Here is a 19,674-nt window from a genome sequence, read left to right as displayed (position 1 = left end):
GCGGGTTCGCGGGGGTCCTCGGGGCTACGGCCGGCGCAGGGCGTCCGCGCCGCCCGGACCGGTGAGCAGGGTCTGCACGCCGTCCACGTCCGACCGGGAGCCGGGACGTCGCTCGTCGTCGGACTCCAGCACCTGCTTCCCGAGGAGCCCGGGGTCGGGCAGCTCCATCGGGTACTCGCCGTCGAAGCAGGCCCGGCAGAGCTTGGGCTTGTCGATCGCGGTGGCCTCGATCATGCCGTCGATGGAGATGTAGCGGAGCGAGTCGGCGCCGAGGGAGCTGCCGATCTCGTCGACGCTCAGACCGTTGGCGATCAGCTCCGCGCGGGTGGCGAAGTCGATGCCGAAGAAGCACGGCCACTTGATCGGCGGCGAGGAGATGCGCACGTGCACCTCGGCCGCACCGGCCTCGCGGAGCATCCGGACCAGCGCGCGCTGGGTGTTGCCGCGCACGATCGAGTCGTCGACGACGACCAGCCGCTTGCCGCGGATGACTTCCTTGAGCGGGTTGAGCTTCAGCCGGATACCGAGCTGGCGGATGGTCTGCGAGGGCTGGATGAAGGTCCGGCCGACGTAGGAGTTCTTCACCAGACCGGCGCCGAACGGTATGCCGCTGGCCTCGGCGTAGCCGATCGCGGCGGGGGTCCCGGACTCCGGGGTCGCTATGACCAGATCGGCGTCGGCCGGTGCCTCGGCGGCCAGCCGGCGCCCCATCTCCACCCGGGACAGATGGACGTTGCGGCCCGCGATGTCGGTGTCGGGGCGGGCGAGGTACACGTACTCGAAGACGCAGCCCTTGGGCCGGGCCTCGGCGAACCGGCTGCTGCGCAGCCCGTCCTCGTCGATGGCGATGAGCTCGCCGGGCTCGATCTCGCGAATCACCGAGGCGCCCACGATGTCCAGGGCCGCGGTCTCGCTCGCCACCACCCAGCCGCGCTCCAGCCGGCCGAGCACCAGCGGGCGCACGCCCTGCGGGTCGCGGGCGGCGTAGAGGGTGTGCTCGTCCATGAAGACGAAGGAGAAGGCGCCCTTGACCTTCGGCAGGACCAGCGGTGCGGCCTGCTCGACGGTCAGCGGCTTGCCGTCCTCGTCGGTCTGGCCCGCGAGCAGCGCGGTGACCAGGTCGGTGTCGTTGGTCGCGGAGACCCGGCCGCCCCGCGGGGAGCGACCGCCGCCGGACCCCTCCGCGAGCTCGGACACCTGCTCGGCGAGCTCGACGGTGTTGACGAGGTTGCCGTTGTGGCCGAGCGCGAGGGAGCCGTGGCCCGTCGCGCGGAAGGTGGGCTGGGCGTTCTCCCAGACGGAGGCACCGGTCGTCGAGTAGCGGGCGTGGCCCACGGCGATGTGGCCGCGGAGCGAGCCCAGCGAGGTCTCGTCGAACACCTGGGAGACCAGTCCCATGTCCTTGAAGACGAGGATCTGCGAGCCGTTGCTCACCGCGATGCCCGCGGACTCCTGTCCCCGGTGCTGCAGCGCGTACAGCCCGAAATAGGCGAGTTTGGCGACCGCCTCACCCGGCGCCCAGACACCGAAGACGCCGCAGGCGTCTTGGGGGCCCTTCTCTCCGGGGAGCAGGTCGTGGTTGAGTCGTCCGTCACCACGTGGCACATCCACGAGTCTAGACCGACCGCCGCGCTGCTCCGAACCGGGGAGCCGGGCGTACGGCTGTGACCTGCGAAGCGGCAGATTCGTACGAGAGCTAGCTCACCGCCGGGATGTGTTATTCGCCAGTACGGGCCCGGCTCCGGTGTGCGCACGGCGCCGTTGCGACGCGCCTCCCGGCGTTGCCGCCCCGGCTGTTGCCGCCCGTCACCGCTGCCTCGGCGCTGCTGTCCGGCGCGGTCCGCGCGCGGTCAGTGCATCACCGGCAGGTGTTCGGTGAGGTCGGCACGGTTGCCGCTCGCGGTGACGGCGCCGGCGGCGACCGCCCGCTTCCAGTCGACCCGGCCGGTCGCGAGACGGAGCCAGGTCAGCGGGTCGGTCTCGACGGTGTTGGGCGGGGTGCCGCGGGTGTGCCGGGGACCCAGCACGCACTGCACGACGGCGAAGGGCGGAACCCGCACCTCCACGGAGGCGCCGGGCGCGCGGACGGCGAGCGCGTCGGCGAGGACCCGTACGGTCGTCGCGAGGGCGTACCGGTCGAGCGTGAGCGGGTGGCGGGTGGCGCGCGCCAGATCGTCGCAGTGGGCGATGAGTTCGACGAGCCGGGTGACGGTGAAGTCCAGCGCACGCATCGCGCCGAAGCGGTGCGGCAGCAGCACGTCCTCGCGCACGGCGGTCTCCAGCACCGGGTCGAGCTCGGCGACCGCCTCGTCGATCGCCTCCCTGGCGTCCGTCCGCGCCGCGGCCTGGTCGCGGGTGCGGCGGTCGAGCTCGTCGGCGATGGGGCCGGTGGAGCTGATCCAGTCGGTGAGCCCGACCTCCGCCCGCTGCGCCGCGGGGGCCGGCTCGGCCAGCAGCCGGGGCAGGGCGTCGATCTGGCCCGCGATGTGCACCAGCAGCCGGTGGACGTCCCAACCGGCCAACCCGGTCTGTGCGCCCAACTGTTCGGGCGTCAGCTGATGGGCGGCGTTGCGTACCGTCTCCACCTGCGCGACGAGTGCGTTACGTACCCGAATCGGGTCATAGCTGCGGGTTGTACGACGTGCGGGAGGCATGCCAGGAGGGTAACGGGCATGTAGCGGCTTTCTCCTGCCATAGGCGGGAAGCGCGGGCTGTGCCAGGATTCCGGGCATGAGTAATGCGGAGCGCTACCTCGCCGAGGACGAGGCGCTGGTGTACCAGACCCGTCAGCACTGGACGGAGATGGTCAGCGAGTTCATCGTCCTGTGTCTGATCTGGATCATCGCCGGCGCACTGCTGTGGGTGGTGCCGGGCAGTGAGGACTGGAGTGACATCGCGGGGTACGTGGTGCTGGGCGGGGCGGTGATCGCCTCGCTGTGGTTCTGGCTGATCCCGCTGCTGAAGTTCCGCAGCACGCTCTACATCCTCACCACCAAGCGGCTGCACAAGCGGACCGGCTTCCTGACCAAGACCGGGCGGAGCATTCCGCTCTCCCGCGTCAACGACGTCTCGTTCAAGGCGTCGCTGTGGGAGCGGATACTGCGGCAGGGCACGCTCAACATCCAGTCCGCCTCCGAGCAGGGCATGATGACGCTGCGGCACGTCCCGGACCCCGAGGGGTTCAAGGGCCTGATCTACCGGCAGATCGACGAGGAGCAGCGCGGCCAGCAGATGGGCTACGGCCCCGGGCCCGGCTACGGCGGCCCCGGCGGGTACGGCCCCGGGCCCGGCGGCCCCGGCATGATGCCGCCCTCGTACTGACCGCGACCGCGCCCCGGCGTCGGACCGGACGCAGGACACCGGACACAGCACGCGGCGCGCGCACCGCACGCACGGCTGCACCACGAAGCGGGCCCGGCCCTCGGAATCCGAGGGCCGGGCCCGCTCGTCGTGTGCTCGGGGTGACCCGGCTCAGCCGAAGAGGGCCGGAATGGTCTCCCGGTGCGCGGTGCGCAGCTCGCTCAGCGGGATGCTGAACTGCCCCTGGAGCTCGACCTCATCGCCGTCGACGACGCCGATGCGCGTCAGCGGCAGGCCCCGGGCCCCGCACATGTCGTTGAACCTGACCTCCTCGCTGCGCGGCACCGCGACCACGGCGCGGCCCTGCGACTCGGAGAACAGCAGGACGAACGGGTCGATCCCGTCCGGCACCACCAGCCGCGCGCCCTTGCCGCCCTTGAGGCAGGACTCGACCACGGCCTGGACGAGGCCGCCGTCGCTCAGGTCGTGGGCGGCGTCGATCATGCCGTCCCGGGAGGCGGCGACCAGGATCTCGCCGAGCAGCCGCTCGCGCTCCAGGTCCACCGCGGGCGGCATCCCGCCCAGGTGGTCGTGGACGACCTGGGACCAGGCGGAGCCGCCGAGCTCCTCGCGGGTGTCGCCGAGCAGGTAGAGCAGCTGGCCCTCCTGCTCGAAGGCGATCGGGGTGCGCCGGCTGACGTCGTCGATCACGCCGAGCACGCCGACCACCGGGGTCGGGTGGACGGCGGTCTCGCCGGTCTGGTTGTACAGCGAGACGTTGCCGCCGGTGACGGGGGTGCCCAGCTGCTGACAGCCGTCCGCCAGCCCGCGGATGGCCTCGACGAACTGCCACATCACGTCCGGGTCCTCGGGGGAGCCGAAGTTCAGGCAGTCGGTGATGGCCAGCGGTACGGCGCCGGTGGCGGCGACGTTGCGGTACGCCTCGGAGAGCGCCAGCTGCGCACCGGTGTACGGGTCGAGCTTCGCGTAGCGCCCGTTGCCGTCGGTGGCGAGCGCGACGCCGAGGTTGGTCTCCTCGTCGACCCGGACCATGCCGGCGTCCTCGCGCTGGGCGAGCACGGTGTTGCCCTGGACGAGGTGGTCGTACTGGCTGGTGATCCAGCTCTTGTCGGCCTGGTTGGGCGAGGCGACCAGCCGCAGCACCTGCTCCCGCAGCTCCTTGCCGTCGCCCGGCCTGGGCAGCTTCCCGGCGTCATCCGCCTGGAGGGCGTCCTGCCAGGAGGGACGGGCGTACGGGCGCTGGTAGACCGGGCCCTCGTGGGCGACCGTACGGGGGTCGACGTCGACGATCTTCTCGCCGTGCCAGTAGATCTCCAGCCGGTCGCCGTCGGTGACCTCGCCGACGACGGTGGCGGTGACGTCCCACTTCTCGCAGATGGCGAGGAAGCGCTCGACCTTCGAGGGCTCGACGACCGCGCACATGCGCTCCTGCGACTCGCTCATGAGGATCTCCTCGGGCGAGAGCGTGGAGTCGCGCAGCGGTACGTCGTCCAGCTCGACGCGCATACCGCCCGAGCCGTTGGACGCCAACTCGCTGGTGGCGCAGGAGAGTCCGGCGGCGCCGAGGTCCTGGATGCCGACCACCAGGCGTTCGGCGAAAGCCTCCAGGGTGCACTCGATGAGGAGCTTCTCCTGGAAGGGGTCGCCGACCTGCACCGCGGGGCGCTTGGCGGGCTTGCCCGAGCTGTCCTCGAAGGTCTCCGAGGCCAGGATGGAGGCGCCGCCGATGCCGTCGCCGCCGGTGCGGGCGCCGTAGAGGATGACCTTGTTGCCGGTGCCCGCGGCCTTGGCGAGGTGGATGTCCTCGTGCCGCATCACGCCGATGGCGCCGGCGTTGACCAGCGGGTTGCCCTGGTAGCAGGAGTCGAAGACGACCTCGCCGCCGATGTTGGGCAGGCCCAGGCAGTTGCCGTAGCCGCCGATGCCGGCGACCACGCCGCTCACCACGCGGCGGGTGTCGGGGTGCTCGGGAGCGCCGAAGCGCAGCGGGTCGACGACGGCGACCGGGCGGGCGCCCATCGCGATGATGTCGCGCACGATGCCGCCGACGCCGGTGGCCGCGCCCTGGTAGGGCTCGACGTAGGACGGGTGGTTGTGCGACTCGACCTTGAAGGTGACCGCGTAGCCCTGGCCGATGTCGACGACGCCGGCGTTCTCGCCGATGCCGACGAGGAGGGCGTCCGAGTGCGGCGCCTTCTCGCCGAACTGGCGCAGATGCGCCTTGCTCGACTTGTACGAGCAGTGCTCGGACCACATGACGGAGTACATGGCGAGCTCGGCGCCGGTGGGACGGCGACCGAGGATCTCGCGCACCCTCGCGTACTCGTCCTCCTTCAGGCCGAGTTCGGCCCAGGGAAGCTCGGTGTCGGGGGTGGCGGCGGCGTGCTCGGTCGTGTCGAGCCTCGACGCCTGCGGCGGGGCGGGGGTCTGCGGCGGGGAGCTGTGGATGTCGGAACTCATCAGGCGTGGACCATCTTCTTGAGCGTCGTGATCGCCGAGGTGAAGAAGCCGAGCCCTTCGGTCGTCGGTCCGGTGAGGGACTCGACCGCGTGCTCGGGGTGCGGCATCAGCCCGACGACGTTGCCCGCCGCGTTGGTGATGCCGGCGATGTCGCGGCGGGAGCCGTTGGGGTTGCCGTCGAGGTAGCGGAAGACCACACGGCCCTCGCTCTCCAGCTCGTCCAGCGTGCGCTCGTCGGCGACGTAGCCGCCCTCGCCGTTCTTCAGCGGAACGGTGATCTCCTGGCCCGCCGAGTAGTCGACGGTCCAGGCGGTGTCGGCGTTCTCCACCCGCAGCTTCTGGTCGCGGCAGACGAAGTGCATGTGGTCGTTGCGGGTCAGCGCCCCGGGCAGCAGGTGCGATTCGCACAGCACCTGGAAGCCGTTGCAGATTCCGAGGACCGGCATGCCGGCCCGGGCCTGCTCGATGACCGTCTGCATCACGGGGGAAAAGCGGGCGATCGCGCCGCAGCGCAGATAGTCGCCGTAGCTGAATCCGCCCGGCAGGACGATCGCGTCCACCTGGTGCAGGCTCGTGTCCCGATGCCACAGGGGCACCGGATCGGCGCCCGCGATACGCACCGCGCGAAGTGCGTCCTTGTCGTCGAGAGAACCGGGGAAGGTGACGACGCCAATACGTGCCGTCATGCGGTGGCCGTCTCTTCCTCGTGCTCTTCCACGCGGACCGTGAAGTCCTCGATCACGGTGTTGGCGAGGAAGGTCTCGGCCAACTCGTTGATACGGGCGAGGGCGGCGTCGTCGACGGGGCCCTCCACCTCGAGCTCGAAGCGCTTTCCTTGGCGGACGTCCGCGATGCCCTCGAATCCGAGGCGCGGCAGCGCACGCTGCACCGCCTGGCCCTGCGGGTCGAGGATCTCCGGCTTGAGCATGACGTCGACTACGACGCGAGCCACAGGTACTCCTGGTGATCTTGATGCTTGGTTGCCCATGGCCTCGTTTGCCTCCGGGCACAGTGCCCATCGACTCCCCAGGCTGCGCGTTCAGCGTACCCGCCGGGATTTTCTACGCGAGTAGATATGGATCGGGCATGATCACGGACAGATATCGGGACTCGATTAACGACACCCGGAAGAGGCAGCGAATGCCGACTCCTGAGATTACCCCCGTACTTGGGGGTGAATTTGGTCGTCGTTTCATGCAAGGATTGTCGCGGCAGAAAGAAATGAGCGGCCCGCACTTGCAGACACACTCCATGCAAAGTCGTATCGCCGCACCGCAGCGTGATGTTCGCCGATCGATTACCCGACGGCGTTCCTCCCGAAAGGACCGATATTCGTGGCACAGCGCGTCGTAGTGACTCTCGCCGATGACATCGACGGCGGCGAGGCGTCCGAGACGGTCACCTTCGGCCTCGACGGGAAGGTCTACGAGATCGACCTGAGCAAGGACAACGCCAAGCGGCTGCGCGGCGCTCTCGCTCCGTACGTTCGCTCCGCCCGGAAGAAGACGCGGACCGGCAAGGCGTACACCCGCACCGCCGTCGCGCCCGACCCGCGCGCCGTCCGCGCCTGGGCCCAGTCCAACGGCCACGAGGTGCCGGCCCGCGGCCGCATCCCGTCCAAGGTCTACGAGGCGTTCAGGGCCGCGAGTTGACCGTCGGCGGCCCGGCCGGGGCGGTCGACCGCAAGCAGTGCGGCAGCCGACTTGCAAAGCACCCCGGGTGATCCGCTAGAGTCTGGAACGCACCGCGAGAGCGGGCACCGGCCCACCGGGGCGGAGCCCGGGACCGCAGGTCGTGCGGGTGTAGCTCAGTAGTAGAGCGCCCTCTTTCCAAGGGGGAGGCGCAGTGTGCGATTCCTGTCACCCGCTCAAGCCGCTCAAATGGCCTGTTCGATCAGGTAGAGTGGCAGCTGCACCACACGGCGAGAGCCGTGTGGAGTGCGGACGTAGCTCAGCTGGTAGAGCGCAACCTTGCCAAGGTTGAGGTCGCCGGTTCGAACCCGGTCGTCCGCTCAAAACCAAAGGAACCCGATCTTCGGATCGGGTTCCTTTGTGTCTGTCCGCAGCCGTGAAACTCTCCGTTCATCAAATGCGCCCACTCCGTCCCGCGCTTCTTCACCGCCGGCGACGGTAAGCCACCACGATCAGCACGAAAGGACGAACTTTCCCATGAGCATGACCTGGTTCATCTTCCTTGTCGGTGTAGTGGTGGCCGCTTATGTCTTGCTCAGCGGCGCCGGCCGGCAACGCGAGGACGACGACGGGCGCCGCTGACCCGGGGGTCTGACACGAGTCACCGCGCCCGTGTGACGGATGTCAGATCAGCTCGTGACAGCAGGCACTGCCCCGGCGCCGCACCGGCCGCGACGCTGGAGGCATGACACACACCGAGCAAGTCATCGAGGTCAGCGGCCTGCGTCGGCGGTACGGACCGTCGGGCGAGGCCGGATACGAAGCGGTGCGCGGCATCGACCTGAACGTCCGCCGGGGCGAGCTCTTCGCCCTGCTGGGCACCAACGGCGCGGGCAAGACCTCCACGGTCGAGCTGCTGGAGGGCCTGGAGAAGCCGACCGCCGGACAGATCCGGGTGCTGGGCCACGACCCGTACCGCGAGCGCAGCCGGGTGCGGCCGCGCACCGGCACGATGCTCCAGGAGGGCGGCTTCCCCTCCGAGCTGACGGTCGCCGAGACCGCCCGGATGTGGGCGGGGCTGACCAGCGGGGCCCGTCCGACCGGCGAGGTCCTGGAACTGGTGGGTCTCGCCCACCGCCGCGACGTACGCGTCAAGCTCCTCTCCGGCGGTGAGCGCCGCCGGCTCGACCTGGGGCTGGCCGTCATGGGCAGGCCCGAGGTGCTCTTCCTGGACGAGCCGACCACCGGCATGGACGCCGAAGGCCGCGCGGACACCTGGAAGTTGGTGCGCGAGCTCAAGGAGCAGGGCACCACGGTGCTGCTCACCACGCACTACCTGGAAGAGGCCGAGCGCCTCGCCGACCAGCTGGCGATCATGCACAAGGGACGGATCGTCGCCGCCGGCACCCCCGCAGAGGTGGTCGCCAACCAGCCCGCGCGCATCCGCTTCACCCTGCCGCCGAACGTGGCTCCGGCACGGCTGCCGCTGACGCTTCCGGTCGCCGTCGAGGGACGTCGCGCCGAGGTCCGCACCCAGCACCTCCAGCAGTCGCTGACGATCCTGCTCGGCTGGGCGGCGGACGAAGGTGTCGAACTGGCCGATCTGGACGCGCGTTCCGCCTCGCTGGAGGAGGCGTTCCTGTCGCTGGCCCGGCAGGGCGACGAACTGCACTTCGGGGGCGACGCGAACAGCGACGCCGCCGCCGACGACTCAATGGCGTGGGCCGCGGGCCCGCAGAACGGGGTGAGGGCATGACCACGACGACAGTCGCACACGGACGGGTCTCGACACTGAGCCGGATCACGGCGCTGGGACGGGCGGAGCTGACGCTTCTGCTGCGGAGCAAGGCGTCACTGTTCACGGTCCTGTTCCTGCCGGTCATCTTCACCTTCGCGATGCGGCAGCCGGCCGACGAACTGGACCTGGCCGGCACCGGTCTGACGGTGGGCACGGTGCTGGTGCCGGCGTCGATCGGCTTCGTGCTGATCTTCGCGGTGTACTCCAACCTCGTCGGCGTCTACGTGGCGCGGCGCGAGGAGCTGGTGCTCAAGCGGCTGCGGACCGGTGAGGCGAACGACGCCGAACTGCTGTCGGCCAACGCGCTGCCGTCGATGATCGTGGCGCTGGTGCAGTCCGTACTGCTGCTGGTGGGCGGCGCGGCCGTGCTCGACCTGGAGGCGCCGCAGCGCTTCGACCTGGTGGTGGTCGGCGTACTGCTCGGCCTGGTGATGATGTCGGCGCTCGCCGCGCTCTCCTCCCGGTTCGCCGGTACGACGGAGTCGGCCCAGCTGATCCCGCTGCCGATGATGATGGTGAGCATGCTCGGTTCCGGCGTCTTCGTGCCGCTGGAGGTCCTGCCGGACAAGCTCGCCGAGATCTGCCGCTTCCTCCCGCTGAGCCCGGTCATGGAACTGGTCCGCGGCGGCTGGGCCGGAACCCTCGAGGGCGGCGACATCGCAGCCGCGCTGGTGATCGGTCTGGCCTGGGCAGTCGGCTCGGTGTTGGCTGTACGCCGGTGGTTCCGCTGGGAACCGCGCAGCTAGGGTCTTCGGCACGGTGACGCGGACGACGGCGGAACAGCAGGGAGTGGGACGCGTGGCGGCGAAGAAGTTGACGGCCTGGTGGGACCGGAAGAGCGACCCCGACCGGATCGAGCTCTACACCCGTTGGACCTTCAACTTCTTCGCCCTGCTGGAGGTGGTGGTCGGCTTCAGCCTCGCGGTGGCCGTCGAGCCGCGCTGGGGCATCGCCGTCGTCTGCCTGCTGGTCGTCGCCCACGCGGCGCTCTGCCAGATCACCAGCAGCCGGTGCCTCGACTGGATGCTGGACCGGCGCGACCGGCCCACCGCGATGATGTGGACGAACGCCGCCGGCGCCGCCGTCATCGTCGGAGTGCTGCTGGCGTTCGAGTCCGCGGACATGACCAGGGAGCTCACCGGGGTCACGACGCTCTCCAGCGTCGTGATGATCATGGCCGCGATGTCGCTCTCGCTCAACCTGCGCCCCAGCGAATTCGGCCGGCTGGTGCTCGCCGCGACGCCGATCGTCGCGGGGATGGCGCTGCTGGCCGGCAGCCCGGCGCGGCTGGTCACGGTGTACGCCGCGATGACGCTCTGGTGCGGGCTGGCGGGCGGATTCGCCGGCCGCGCCTCCGGCTGGATCCTGGCCGCGGTCATGGAGCTGGACGAGGCCCGCCACGCACAGGCCCGGCTCGCGGTCGCCGAGGAGCGGCTGCGCTTCGGCCGCGATCTGCACGACGTGCTCGGCCGCAACCTCTCGGTCATCGCGCTCAAGAGCGAGCTGGCCGTACAGCTGGCGCAGCGCAAGGGCGCCGCCTCCGGTGCGGCGCTCGACCAGATGGTCGAGGTGCAGCGGATCGCCCGGGAGTCCCAGTCGGAGTTGCGGGAGGTCGTGCGCGGCTACCGGGACACCAGCCTGCTGAACGAACTCGCGGGCGCCCGGGGCGTGTTGCGCGCGGCGGGCATCGAGTGCGAGATCGACGCCGACCCCAACACCGCGCTCCCCGAGTCGGTGCGCGCCGCGCTCGGCTGGGTGGTGCGGGAAGGCGCGACGAACGTGCTCCGGCACTCCGACGCCAGCCGCTGCGTGATCCGGCTGCGGCTGACCGAGCACCCCGACGCCGCGGTGCTGACCCTGGTCAACGACGGTGTGCGCGACGTGAAGGCGGCACGCAGCATCGGCAGTTCGGGCAACGGCCGCAGCGCGGGACTGATCGGACTGCGCGAGCGGCTCAGCGCGCTGCGCGGCACCCTCAGCACACCCGACCCGGCGGAGCCGACCGGCGACGGCCGCAGCTGGAGCCACGGCGTCTGGGACGACCGACTTCCGCCGGACGACGAGGTGTTCGTCCTGCGCGCCGAGATCCCGGTCTCCGCCGACGCGTCCTCCGAGGACGGCCGCGGCGGCTTCGGCGAACGCGGGAACGGCGCCGGCGGGGGAACCAGTGCCGGTGGGGGGAACGAGGCCGGCGGCGGGAACGGGGCCGGTGGGGGAAGCAGTGCCGCCGATACTGCTGTCGGGGGCGCGTACGGGACGAAGGCCGGCAGAGCGGGAACGGACGGGCGATGAACGGGCAGGCGCAAACCGACGGGCAGCTGCGGGTGCTGCTGGCCGACGACGAACACCTCATCCGCGGTGCGGTGGCCGCGCTGCTGTCCCTGGAGGACGACCTGGTGGTGGTCGCGGAGGCCGGATCCGGCACCGAGGCGATGGCCATGGCCCGGGCGCACCGGCCGGACGTGGCGGTGCTGGACCTGAACATGCCCGGTGCCGACGGCGTCGAGGTGGTCCGGATGATCCGAGCCGAGATCCCGGGCTGCGCCACGATGATCGTCACCGGCCACGGCCGGCCCGGTCATCTGAAGCAGGCGCTCGCCGCGGGTGCGCGCGGCTTCCTGCCGAAGACCGTCTCCGCGCAGCGGCTGGCGGAGATCATCCGCACCGTGCACGCCGGCGGCCGGTACGTCGACCCCGAGCTGGCCGCCGACGCGATCAGCGCCGGCGACTCCCCGCTGACCGCGCGGGAGGCGGAGCTGCTGGAACTCGCCTCGGACGGGGCGACCGTCGCCGAGATCGCCCGGCGCGCCTCTCTCGCACCGGGCACCGTGCGCAACTACCTCTCCTCCGCCGTGGCCAAGCTCGGCGTGGAGAACCGGCACGCCGCGGCCAGCGCCGCCCGCGAACGCGGCTGGCTGTAGCGGGCGAACGGGAGCTGCTCGGCGGCGCCGAAGCCGCCGGCGGATCGCAGGACGGGTCGCCGAGGTCGCAGGACGGGTCGCCGAGGTCGCAGGCGGCTGGGCGGCCGCGAGCTGTTCCCGGGCGTGGTCGGAGCACCCGCGAAAGAGGGCTATAGTTGTCCGCACGCGCGGACGTAGCTCAGCTGGTAGAGCGCAACCTTGCCAAGGTTGAGGTCGCCGGTTCGAACCCGGTCGTCCGCTCCAGAAGTGAAAGGCCCGGTCTTCCGCAGACCGGGCCTTTCGCATGTCCGCGCCCACCGCCGGTGCGGTCCGGTGCACGGCGTGGCCGGTTGACGCCCTTCGTCGCGGGTAGGCCGGGCACTACGCTGGTCCGACTGTCCTCACGGAGTGGGAGTGCCCCTTGGCGTGTGATCTGTGGCTGGTTCCTCTGGTCGACGTGCTGTGCCAGAGCCCCGACAATCCGTTCGCCGAGGAACTGGCGGTCTACGACAAGGCGCTGAACGAGGCGGGGCTGCCCCCGGTCCCGGTGCACGGCTACATGCCGGGCCTCACCGGAGAGGTGGCACCGGTCGCCGGCTTCGACTACGACGCGCTGCATCTGCTGCGCCGCGCGCACCTGCTGCTCGCCTGCGGGCTGGAGGTCACCCCGGTGGACCAACTGGGCAGCGACTACGAGCAGTTGCTGGAGATGTTCGAGCCGACCGCCCAGCAGTCCCATCTGGTCTGGCACTTCGACCACGCCGGCGCGTACGTCCCGGTGGACTTCGCGGCGCCGCTGAGCAACGACGAACTCCTGGAGGGCGGCGGGCCGCTGGGGTCCAGCCACGGTCTGCTGCGGGAGCTCCACACCGTGGCGCCGAGCCTGGGCATCGACCCGGCCAACCCTCCCGCGCCGCCGGCCGCTCCCCCCGGGCCGACGGAGCTGGAGGAGCCGGCGCTGCCCACCGAGGAGGGCGGCCCGTACGCGCGCGAGCGGCACGTCTGGCTCGGCCTGCACGCGGCGGCCACCCGCAGCCTCGCGCAGGGGTCGATGATCCTCTTCTCCTGAGCACCCCGAGGCGACCGGGCCCCTGGTGCCCGGTCGGCCCGGGCGTCGGCCACCGGCTCCGCACCGCCCGTGCTCCCGCGGGACCGCAGGTCGTACGGCGCCGACCGGCGTACGTGCGGGGCGTGCGCCTGTGCGTACGTGCGGGCGTGCGGGCGTGCGACGCCGCCTCGCGGGCTCCGGAACTCGGCGCGGGCGCCGGTTGTTCGGCGCCCGGGTGCTCGGCGCCCGTTGCTCAGCGCGGGTTCTCCGGCGGGCGCTGGCGCGGCATGTTGGGCCGGGTGCCCGGGGGCATCGGGAAGCGCGAGGCCGCGAGGGCACCCGCGGCCTCGGGCCTGCGGGCGGGCCCGGAGTTGGCGACGGACTGGGTGAGCAGCGGAACCGATCCCGTTCTGAACTCGACCATCCAGTCGCCCGTTTCGGCCCGTACCAGCTCGGAGATCTCCTCACTGAACCTGCGCAGGGTGCCCAGGCAGCGCTCCGCCGCCTCGGCCGCGGTGCCCTCCGCCGGGCCGAGCACCTCGCGCACCGACTCGGTGGCCCACTCGTACTGGAGCGCCTCCAGCCGGCGCTGCACGGCCTGGGCAGTCGCCACATCGCGCATCCAGCCCGAGGTCACCCCGAACCAGCGGTCGGCGCCCGCGCACAGCACGGCTACCACCAGCGAGAGGTAGCCCCAGGCGAGCGGGGTGAGCAACGCACCGAGAACACCGGCCAGTTCGAGGACGGGCAGCACCGCGCCCCCGGCGAGGCCGGCCGCCGTCCCGGCTCGCAGCAGCCGGGCGAGGCGGCGTTTGTGGGTGCGGTCGGCGAGATACCAGTCGACCGTCTCCAGGGCGCGCTGCTCGACCCACTGGTACAGCTCGTCGAGCCGCTCGGCGGGCTCTCCCCAGTCGCCGAGCGGAAAAGCCTGACCGAGCAGCTCGCCCCTGCGGTCCTTGCCGGCCCCCTCGGGACGCATCTCCGGCTGAGTCACCCGCCCACTCCCCACAACAGAACGCGCTCCCACCGCCACTCATGATGGCCGAGCACGTCGCTTTTCACACTTAGCGGCAATCCGCCGCGCACACTGCTGGGCGAACGGCCACACGGAACCCTCATTTCTACCCCCAAAACCGTTTCGCTGCTTGGGCGTTCGGGAACGGGCAGGCCCAGAATCGCCGCTCAGCAGGGCGGCGACGACGCCTGCACCTCACTCGAAAGAGTGGGCGTCAACAACCGTCCACCGCGGCTCACCCGTGGTAGGTACGACCGGTCGCACAGGCCGCTCACCACCCCTCCGCCACACCTCCGCGCCCGTCCTCGCGCCGGCCCCCGCGCCCGGGTCTCCTGGGCGCCGTCCCACACCGCAGACCGCCGGACCGACCGGCCGCGGCGGACCACTAGGCTTCGGTGCGTGAAGGTCCTCGTCATCGGCGGCGGCGCCCGCGAACACGCCCTGTGCCGCTCCCTCTCCCTCGATTCCGACGTCACCGCGCTGCACTGCGCCCCCGGCAACGCCGGGATCGCCGAGGTGGCCACCCTCCACCGGGTGGACGCCCTCGACGGCGCGGCGGTGGCCGCCCTCGCCGGCGAACTCGGCCTGACCGAGCACGATCTGGTGATCGTCGGCCCTGAGGCGCCGCTGGTCGCCGGGGTCGGCGACGCGGTGCGCGAGCGCGGCGTGCCCGTCTTCGGTCCGTCGGCGCGTGCCGCGGAGCTGGAGGGGTCGAAGGCGTTCGCCAAGGACGTGATGGCCGCCGCCGGCGTACCCACGGCCCGCAGCTACGTGTGCACCACGGCCGAGGAAGTGGCCTCCGCCCTCGACGCGTTCGGCGCGCCGTACGTGGTCAAGGACGACGGGCTCGCCGCGGGCAAGGGCGTCGTGGTGACCGACGACGTCGAGGCCGCCGCCGAGCACGCCGCGGGCTGCGCGCGCGTGGTGATCGAGGAGTTCCTGGACGGCCCCGAGGTGTCGCTGTTCGCGGTGACCGACGGCGAGACGGTCCTGCCGCTCCAGCCCGCACAGGACTTCAAGCGCGCCCACGACGGCGACGCGGGCCCCAACACCGGTGGCATGGGCGCGTATTCGCCTCTCCCCTGGGCCGAGCCGGGCCTGGTGCAGGGGGTCCTGGAGACCGTCCTCCAGCCGACCGTCGACGAGCTGCGGCGACGCGGCACGCCCTTCTCCGGCCTGCTCTACGCCGGGCTGGCGATCACTTCGCGCGGTGTGCGCGTCATCGAGTTCAACGCCCGCTTCGGCGACCCGGAGACCCAGGTCGTGCTGGCCCGGCTGCGGACCCCGCTGGGTGGGCTGCTGTACGCCGCCGCCACCGGCCGGCTGGCCGAGTTCCCGCCGCTGCGCTGGGACGACGGCGCCGCGGTCACCGTCGTGGTGGCCGCCGAGAACTACCCGTCCGCGCCGCGCAAGGGCGATGTGATCGAGGGCCTGGCCGAGGTGGCGGCGCAGGACGCCCCGCACGCGTACGTCCTGCACGCCGGCACCAGGACCGACGACTCCGGTCGGGTGCTGAGCGACGGCGGCCGGGTGCTGTCCGTGACGGCGTCCGGCGCGGACCTGGCACAGGCGAGGGAACGCGCGTACCGGGCGGTGGGCCGGATCTCACTGGAGGGTTCGCACCACCGCGGGGACATCGCCCGCGCGGCCGCCGAGGGCTAAGCCGGTCGGGGCGCGCGGTCGTCCCTCGGATCGCTCGGTCGGCCGCCGGGGCGCGGGTCCGGTCAACTTCTCCGGGCCGTGCCGGAGTTGATCGAATGCGTCGATAGCCGGACACCTCCGGCGGAGGCGGATGCGCAACACCTCTACCCAAAGCCATTCCATCGAGTGACGGTCCGGCCGAGCACCTGAGTTCCCGGCCGGACCGAACTATCGTTCCGCGCGTCGGCTTCAGGACGCCGTCGGTCGTCTGGCTCACCGCGATTGCGCTGTCGGACGCCGGTGCCACAGTGGGTGGATGGTCCACGGCGTCCCACAAGCAGGGGGGTGAGCGGCTCGATGACGACAGCGGACAGGGATCGTGCCTCGGCACGGGATCACGCACTGGCCGTCCTGCGGATTCGCGGGGCGGTTTTCGCCGTCGCGCTGCTTCCCGCGGCCGTCGCGGTGGTGCTGTGGACGGGCTCGGCGACGGGCCGGTTCGACGCCGCGTGGGACGGGCCGCGGTGGGCGGTGACGGCGCTGGCGGTGCTCGTGCTGGGCGTCACCGCCGTCCTGACCGCGCTCGTCGCGACCGCCCGGCCGTCCGTCCCGCCCTCGGTCCCGCTCGCGGAGCAGGACGCACCCGATCTGTACCGGATGATCCGCGATCTGGCCGACCGGCTGGACGTGCCGGAGCCGTCCGCGATCGCGCTCACCCCGGACTGCGACAGCTGGTTGGAGGACGAGGGTGCGCGCACCCCGACCCTGGTGATCGGTTCGCCGTTCCTGTGGTGGATGCGCGTCGCCGAGCTGCGCGCTCTGCTCGCCCCGGTGGTCGCCGGCACCGGCCCGGCCGTCCATCCGGACATCGCCGCCGCCCGCCGCATCGTCCGGGCGCTGGACGCGGCGAGCCGGCGGCCGTCGGTGCGTGTGCCGGCACGGCTGCTGCTGCGGCCGACGGGACCGCACGCGGCGGAGATGGAGCGGCTCGTCGCGACGGCCTGCTCGATCCGCGCCCAGACCGTCGACATGGGTGTGCGGCAGGTGGCCCAGGAGCAGGTGGGCCTGGCCTTCGCGGGCTGGGACCGGCTGCTCACCCGCGTCGCGGTGCCCGCCTGGCGGATGGGCCGCTGGCCCGCGCAGCTGGACGTGGGCGTGGTCGCGGCGCTGACCGAGCTCTCGCGCCGGGACCGGCTGGCCGAGGGGTTCACCGCCCGGCTCGGCGAGCGTCCGGCCTGCGATCTGCTGGAGACGCCCGGCGAAGTGGACCGCGCCGTCTCGCTGTTGGCGGCGCGGCTGTTCTACGGTGCGCCGCAGTCGCCGGACCCGCACTGGCAGCCTATCGACTGGTCGGCCTATCCGGAGGAGGTCGTCGACCGCTCCTGGCGGGCGGCGGCGGCACGGCTGTTCGCCGCGTTGGACACCACCCAGAGCTTCCAGGAGGAGCACGGCGAATCGGCCCGTTCCGGCACCGGCCCGCAGGAAGTGGGTCGGCCGACCCTGAGCCGGATTCTGGAGCGGCTGACCGGCGAGGAGCAGCGCGCGGCGCTCGCGGCCAGGGTCAGCGCCGCCGCCGTGCGCGAGGAGCGCGGTTCACCGGCGTCCGAGCCCGGTGGCGCGCTGGTGCCCGGCGGTCCGGGCGAGGCGGCCCCGATTGGGCTGCCCCCGGCGCCGGTCAAGAGCGGCCGCGAGGTGCTCTCGGAGCACATCACCGCCGCCGTCTGCTGCGCCGCGGTGGACGCGGGCGGCGCCCGTCCCGGGTTGGACTGGCTGGACGGACACGTACTGCTGGTGGACGGCGAGCGGCGGCAGGACCTCGCCGAGCCGGTGCTCGCACTGGCCGAGCAGGGCGATCCGCTGCCGCTGCGCGGCTGGCTCGCGTCCGCCGGCGTGCGCCCGGACAAGCCGGTGCGGCTGGTCTGAGCCGTACGCCCCACCCTCGCGGACGAGCCCCGCCGGACGTGCCCGGCCCGCGGACGTCGCGCCCCGCGCGAGGACCGGGCCCGCGCGCGACGTCGGCGCACGACCCGTGCCGGGCGCACGCGCCCCGCTCCGCCCCGCGCACCGCGGGGCTCCTCCCGCCCTCGTCGCACACCCGTGCCCACCCCGATTTGCGTGATGCTCGACACATTCGCAAGCTCCCCATCCGCCCGTTCCGGCACGTGAGTTCACGTCGGTCACAACTTCTCGCCGCCTCTGCCCCCTTCCGACTCACTTCGTGTCATTTCGCGCCCACTAATTCACGACGAATGGTGATGAGGCCGCTGCACTATGTGATGTGCTTGGCTCTCGTGAGGGAGTACCCACGCGAGTGGGAGGGGGCCGGATGGGGACGCAGCAGATCCGACGGTGGCAGTCAGGTGCGCTGGCGCACGCGGTGACCGATCCGTTCGGCCAGGGCCCGCTGCCGTGGCTGCGCGGCAGCGAGAACTACTTCGACAGCGGCCGGGTCGTCCCCTGGTACGTGGACGACGCCGACCACGCGGTGCTCGCCGCCGACGGACGCATCCTCCCGGGCCCCCGCCAGGCGGGCCGCGGCACCACCCGCACCGCGGACGACGTGCGCTGCCAGATCAAGGGGTTCGCCTCGACCGGCTCGGTGGCGCCCGGCGAGTCCATCGACTTCCGGGTCACCGTCAGCCCGCCCCAGCCCTTCGGCGTGGACGTCTACCGCATCGGCCACTACGGCGGTGTCGGCGCCACCAAGATCACCACAAGTCCCCGGCTCTCGGGGATCGTTCAGCCCGAACCGCTGCGCGCCGACCGCACGGTCTCCTGCCACCACTGGTGGCTCTCCTGGCGCCTGCCGGTGCCCGGCACGTGGAGCAGCGGCGCGTACGTCGCCGTCCTCACCACGGCGGACGGCCACCGCTCGCACATCCCCTTCACCGTCCGCAGCAAGGACCCGGCAGATCTGCTGCTGGTGCTGCCGGACGTGACCTGGCAGGCGTACAACCTCTTCCCCGAGGACGGCAGGACCGGCGCCAGCCTCTACCACGCCTGGGACGAGGAGGGACGGCTGCTCGGCGAGGCCGAGGCGGCGCACACCGTCTCCTTCGACCGCCCGTACGCCGGCGCCGGGCTCCCCCTGCACGTCGGCCACGCCTACGACTTCATCCGCTGGGCCGAGCGCTACGGCTACGACCTCGGCTACGCGCACGCCCGCGATCTGCACGCCGGGCTCGTCGACACCGGCCGCCACCGCGGGCTGGTCTTCCCCGGCCACGACGAGTACTGGTCTGTCCCGATGCGTCGGCAGGCCGAGCTGGCCAGGGACAACGGCACCTCGCTCGTCTTCCTCTCGGCCAACACCGCCTACTGGCAGGTGGAGTTGAAGGCGCTGCCGTCGGGCGACCAGGACCGGTTGCTGAGCTGCCGAAAACGCCGCGGCCCCGGTCGCTCGCAGCTCTGGCGCGACCAGGGGCGCCCGGAGCAGCTGCTGCTGGGCATCCAGTACGCCGGCCAGGTGCCGCAGCCCCACCCGCTGGTGGTGCGGAACGCCTCGCACTGGCTGTGGGAGGGCACCGGCGCGGCCGAGGGCGACGAACTGCCGGGCCTGGTCGCGGGCGAGGCGGACCGCTACCACCCGCGCACCGCGCTGCCCGACCACCGCCACCGGATCCTGCTGGCGCACTCGCCGTACCCGGACAAGCGCGGGGTCCTGCGCCACCAGGAGACCTCGCTCTACGAGGCGCCGAGCGGCGCTCTGGTCTTCAGCTCCGGCACCTTCGCCTGGTCGCCCGCGCTGGACCGCCCCGGGCACGCGAACAGCACCGTCCAGCAGGCCACCGCCAATCTGCTCGACCGCATCTGCAAACGTGATTGAGCCGCCGACCCACGGGTACCCGGCGCCGCCGCGC

16 protein-coding genes and 3 tRNA genes are annotated in these 19,674 nt (G+C 72.0%); 13 read left to right on the top strand and 6 right to left on the bottom strand.

Features of this window, described 5'->3' with window-relative positions:
* Positions 1-24 precede the first annotated feature (24 nt).
* Together purF and MTQ01_RS02835 are read right to left on the bottom strand one after the other, a co-directional pair.
* Positions 25-1,605: an amidophosphoribosyltransferase gene (gene purF, locus MTQ01_RS02840; protein ID WP_247486689.1), complete on the bottom strand. Its 1,581-nt coding sequence runs from the start codon at positions 1,603-1,605 to the stop codon at positions 25-27.
* A gap of 245 nt (positions 1,606-1,850) precedes the next feature.
* Complete coding sequence (locus MTQ01_RS02835) at positions 1,851-2,654, bottom strand: maleylpyruvate isomerase family mycothiol-dependent enzyme (RefSeq protein WP_247486688.1); 804 nt, start codon at positions 2,652-2,654, stop codon at positions 1,851-1,853.
* A gap of 76 nt (positions 2,655-2,730) precedes the next feature.
* On the opposite strand from MTQ01_RS02835, the gene MTQ01_RS02830 reads away from it, so the two are divergent.
* Entirely contained in the window at positions 2,731-3,321 is a 591-nt protein-coding gene (locus MTQ01_RS02830) for a PH domain-containing protein (protein ID WP_247486687.1), read from the top strand.
* 150 nt (positions 3,322-3,471) lie between these two features.
* Here MTQ01_RS02830 and purL read toward each other — a convergent pair whose 3' ends face one another.
* The 3 genes from purL to purS are packed head-to-tail and all read right to left on the bottom strand — an operon-like array spanning position 3,472 to position 6,733.
* Positions 3,472-5,781 carry a phosphoribosylformylglycinamidine synthase subunit PurL gene (purL, locus tag MTQ01_RS02825; RefSeq protein WP_247486686.1) on the bottom strand — a complete coding sequence of 770 codons (2,310 nt, stop codon included), beginning with the start codon at positions 5,779-5,781 and terminating at the stop codon, positions 3,472-3,474.
* Entirely contained in the window at positions 5,781-6,467 is a 687-nt protein-coding gene (gene purQ / locus MTQ01_RS02820; RefSeq protein WP_247486685.1) for a phosphoribosylformylglycinamidine synthase subunit PurQ, read from the bottom strand. The genes purL and purQ overlap by 1 nt, the downstream gene beginning before the upstream one ends.
* Entirely contained in the window at positions 6,464-6,733 is a 270-nt protein-coding gene (gene purS, locus MTQ01_RS02815; RefSeq protein WP_247486684.1) for a phosphoribosylformylglycinamidine synthase subunit PurS, read from the bottom strand. The genes purQ and purS overlap by 4 nt, the downstream gene beginning before the upstream one ends.
* 382 nt (positions 6,734-7,115) lie before the next feature.
* Here purS and MTQ01_RS02810 point away from each other — a divergent pair, with 382 nt between their 5' ends.
* The 9 genes from MTQ01_RS02810 (at position 7,116) to MTQ01_RS02770 (ending at position 13,179) form a co-directional block, all read left to right on the top strand.
* A complete protein-coding gene (locus MTQ01_RS02810; protein WP_247486683.1) occupies positions 7,116-7,433 on the top strand; it encodes an Lsr2 family protein in 318 nt (105 codons plus the stop codon).
* Positions 7,434-7,577: 144 nt separating this feature from the next.
* Positions 7,578-7,649: transfer RNA gene (locus tag MTQ01_RS02805), tRNA-Gly, on the top strand.
* 71 nt (positions 7,650-7,720) lie between these two features.
* Positions 7,721-7,793 (top strand) — tRNA-Gly (locus MTQ01_RS02800).
* 364 nt (positions 7,794-8,157) lie between these two features.
* Positions 8,158-9,168 (top strand): ABC transporter ATP-binding protein, encoded by a 1,011-nt coding sequence (locus MTQ01_RS02795; protein ID WP_247486682.1) that lies wholly within the window; start codon positions 8,158-8,160, stop codon positions 9,166-9,168.
* A complete protein-coding gene (locus tag MTQ01_RS02790) occupies positions 9,165-9,956 on the top strand; it encodes an ABC transporter permease (RefSeq protein WP_247486681.1) in 792 nt (263 codons plus the stop codon). The genes MTQ01_RS02795 and MTQ01_RS02790 overlap by 4 nt, the downstream gene beginning before the upstream one ends.
* Before the next feature lie 52 nt (positions 9,957-10,008).
* Positions 10,009-11,502: a histidine kinase gene (locus MTQ01_RS02785; protein WP_247486680.1), complete on the top strand. Its 1,494-nt coding sequence runs from the start codon at positions 10,009-10,011 to the stop codon at positions 11,500-11,502.
* Positions 11,499-12,131, top strand: a complete 633-nt coding sequence (locus MTQ01_RS02780; protein ID WP_247486679.1) for a response regulator transcription factor — start codon at positions 11,499-11,501, stop codon at positions 12,129-12,131. The genes MTQ01_RS02785 and MTQ01_RS02780 overlap by 4 nt, the downstream gene beginning before the upstream one ends.
* A 167-nt stretch (positions 12,132-12,298) precedes the next feature.
* Positions 12,299-12,374 (top strand) — tRNA-Gly (locus MTQ01_RS02775).
* Positions 12,375-12,531: 157 nt separating this feature from the next.
* A complete protein-coding gene (locus MTQ01_RS02770; RefSeq protein WP_247486678.1) occupies positions 12,532-13,179 on the top strand; it encodes a hypothetical protein in 648 nt (215 codons plus the stop codon).
* 232 nt (positions 13,180-13,411) lie between these two features.
* Here the strand turns inward: MTQ01_RS02770 and MTQ01_RS02765 are convergent, their stop codons facing one another.
* Positions 13,412-14,152, bottom strand: coding sequence for an SLATT domain-containing protein (locus tag MTQ01_RS02765; RefSeq protein WP_247486677.1), 741 nt, complete (start codon positions 14,150-14,152; stop codon positions 13,412-13,414).
* 420 nt (positions 14,153-14,572) lie between these two features.
* Here MTQ01_RS02765 and purD point away from each other — a divergent pair, with 420 nt between their 5' ends.
* The 3 genes from purD (at position 14,573) to MTQ01_RS02750 (ending at position 19,640) form a co-directional block, all read left to right on the top strand.
* Entirely contained in the window at positions 14,573-15,835 is a 1,263-nt protein-coding gene (gene purD / locus MTQ01_RS02760; protein WP_247486676.1) for a phosphoribosylamine--glycine ligase, read from the top strand.
* A gap of 336 nt (positions 15,836-16,171) precedes the next feature.
* The gene (locus MTQ01_RS02755) at positions 16,172-17,737 is read left to right on the top strand and encodes a hypothetical protein (RefSeq protein WP_247486675.1); all 1,566 of its coding nucleotides are present in this window, start codon (positions 16,172-16,174) and stop codon (positions 17,735-17,737) included.
* 403 nt (positions 17,738-18,140) lie between these two features.
* A complete protein-coding gene (locus MTQ01_RS02750; RefSeq protein WP_247486674.1) occupies positions 18,141-19,640 on the top strand; it encodes a N,N-dimethylformamidase beta subunit family domain-containing protein in 1,500 nt (499 codons plus the stop codon).
* Positions 19,641-19,674: the final 34 nt, after the last annotated feature.

The organism is Streptomyces sp. XM4193, from assembly GCF_023072595.1.
Taxonomy (GTDB): Bacteria; Actinomycetota; Actinomycetes; order Streptomycetales; family Streptomycetaceae; genus Streptomyces.
Note: the sequence above shows the minus strand (reverse complement) of the source record. Positions and strands in the feature narration are given on the sequence as shown.

What these genes read in the sequence shown, in the direction of transcription:
- MTQ01_RS02755 (WP_247486675.1), top strand. Translation starts at nt 16,172, where the DNA reads ATGACGACAGCGGACAGGGATCGTGCCTCGGCACGGGATCACGCACTG.
- MTQ01_RS02835 (WP_247486688.1), bottom strand. Translation starts at nt 2,654, where the DNA reads ATGCCTCCCGCACGTCGTACAACCCGCAGCTATGACCCGATTCGGGTA.
- MTQ01_RS02780 (WP_247486679.1), top strand. Translation starts at nt 11,499, where the DNA reads ATGAACGGGCAGGCGCAAACCGACGGGCAGCTGCGGGTGCTGCTGGCC.
- purL (WP_247486686.1), bottom strand. Translation starts at nt 5,781, where the DNA reads ATGAGTTCCGACATCCACAGCTCCCCGCCGCAGACCCCCGCCCCGCCG.
- MTQ01_RS02830 (WP_247486687.1), top strand. Translation starts at nt 2,731, where the DNA reads ATGAGTAATGCGGAGCGCTACCTCGCCGAGGACGAGGCGCTGGTGTAC.
- purQ (WP_247486685.1), bottom strand. Translation starts at nt 6,467, where the DNA reads ATGACGGCACGTATTGGCGTCGTCACCTTCCCCGGTTCTCTCGACGAC.
- MTQ01_RS02790 (WP_247486681.1), top strand. Translation starts at nt 9,165, where the DNA reads ATGACCACGACGACAGTCGCACACGGACGGGTCTCGACACTGAGCCGG.
- MTQ01_RS02795 (WP_247486682.1), top strand. Translation starts at nt 8,158, where the DNA reads ATGACACACACCGAGCAAGTCATCGAGGTCAGCGGCCTGCGTCGGCGG.
- MTQ01_RS02750 (WP_247486674.1), top strand. Translation starts at nt 18,141, where the DNA reads ATGGGGACGCAGCAGATCCGACGGTGGCAGTCAGGTGCGCTGGCGCAC.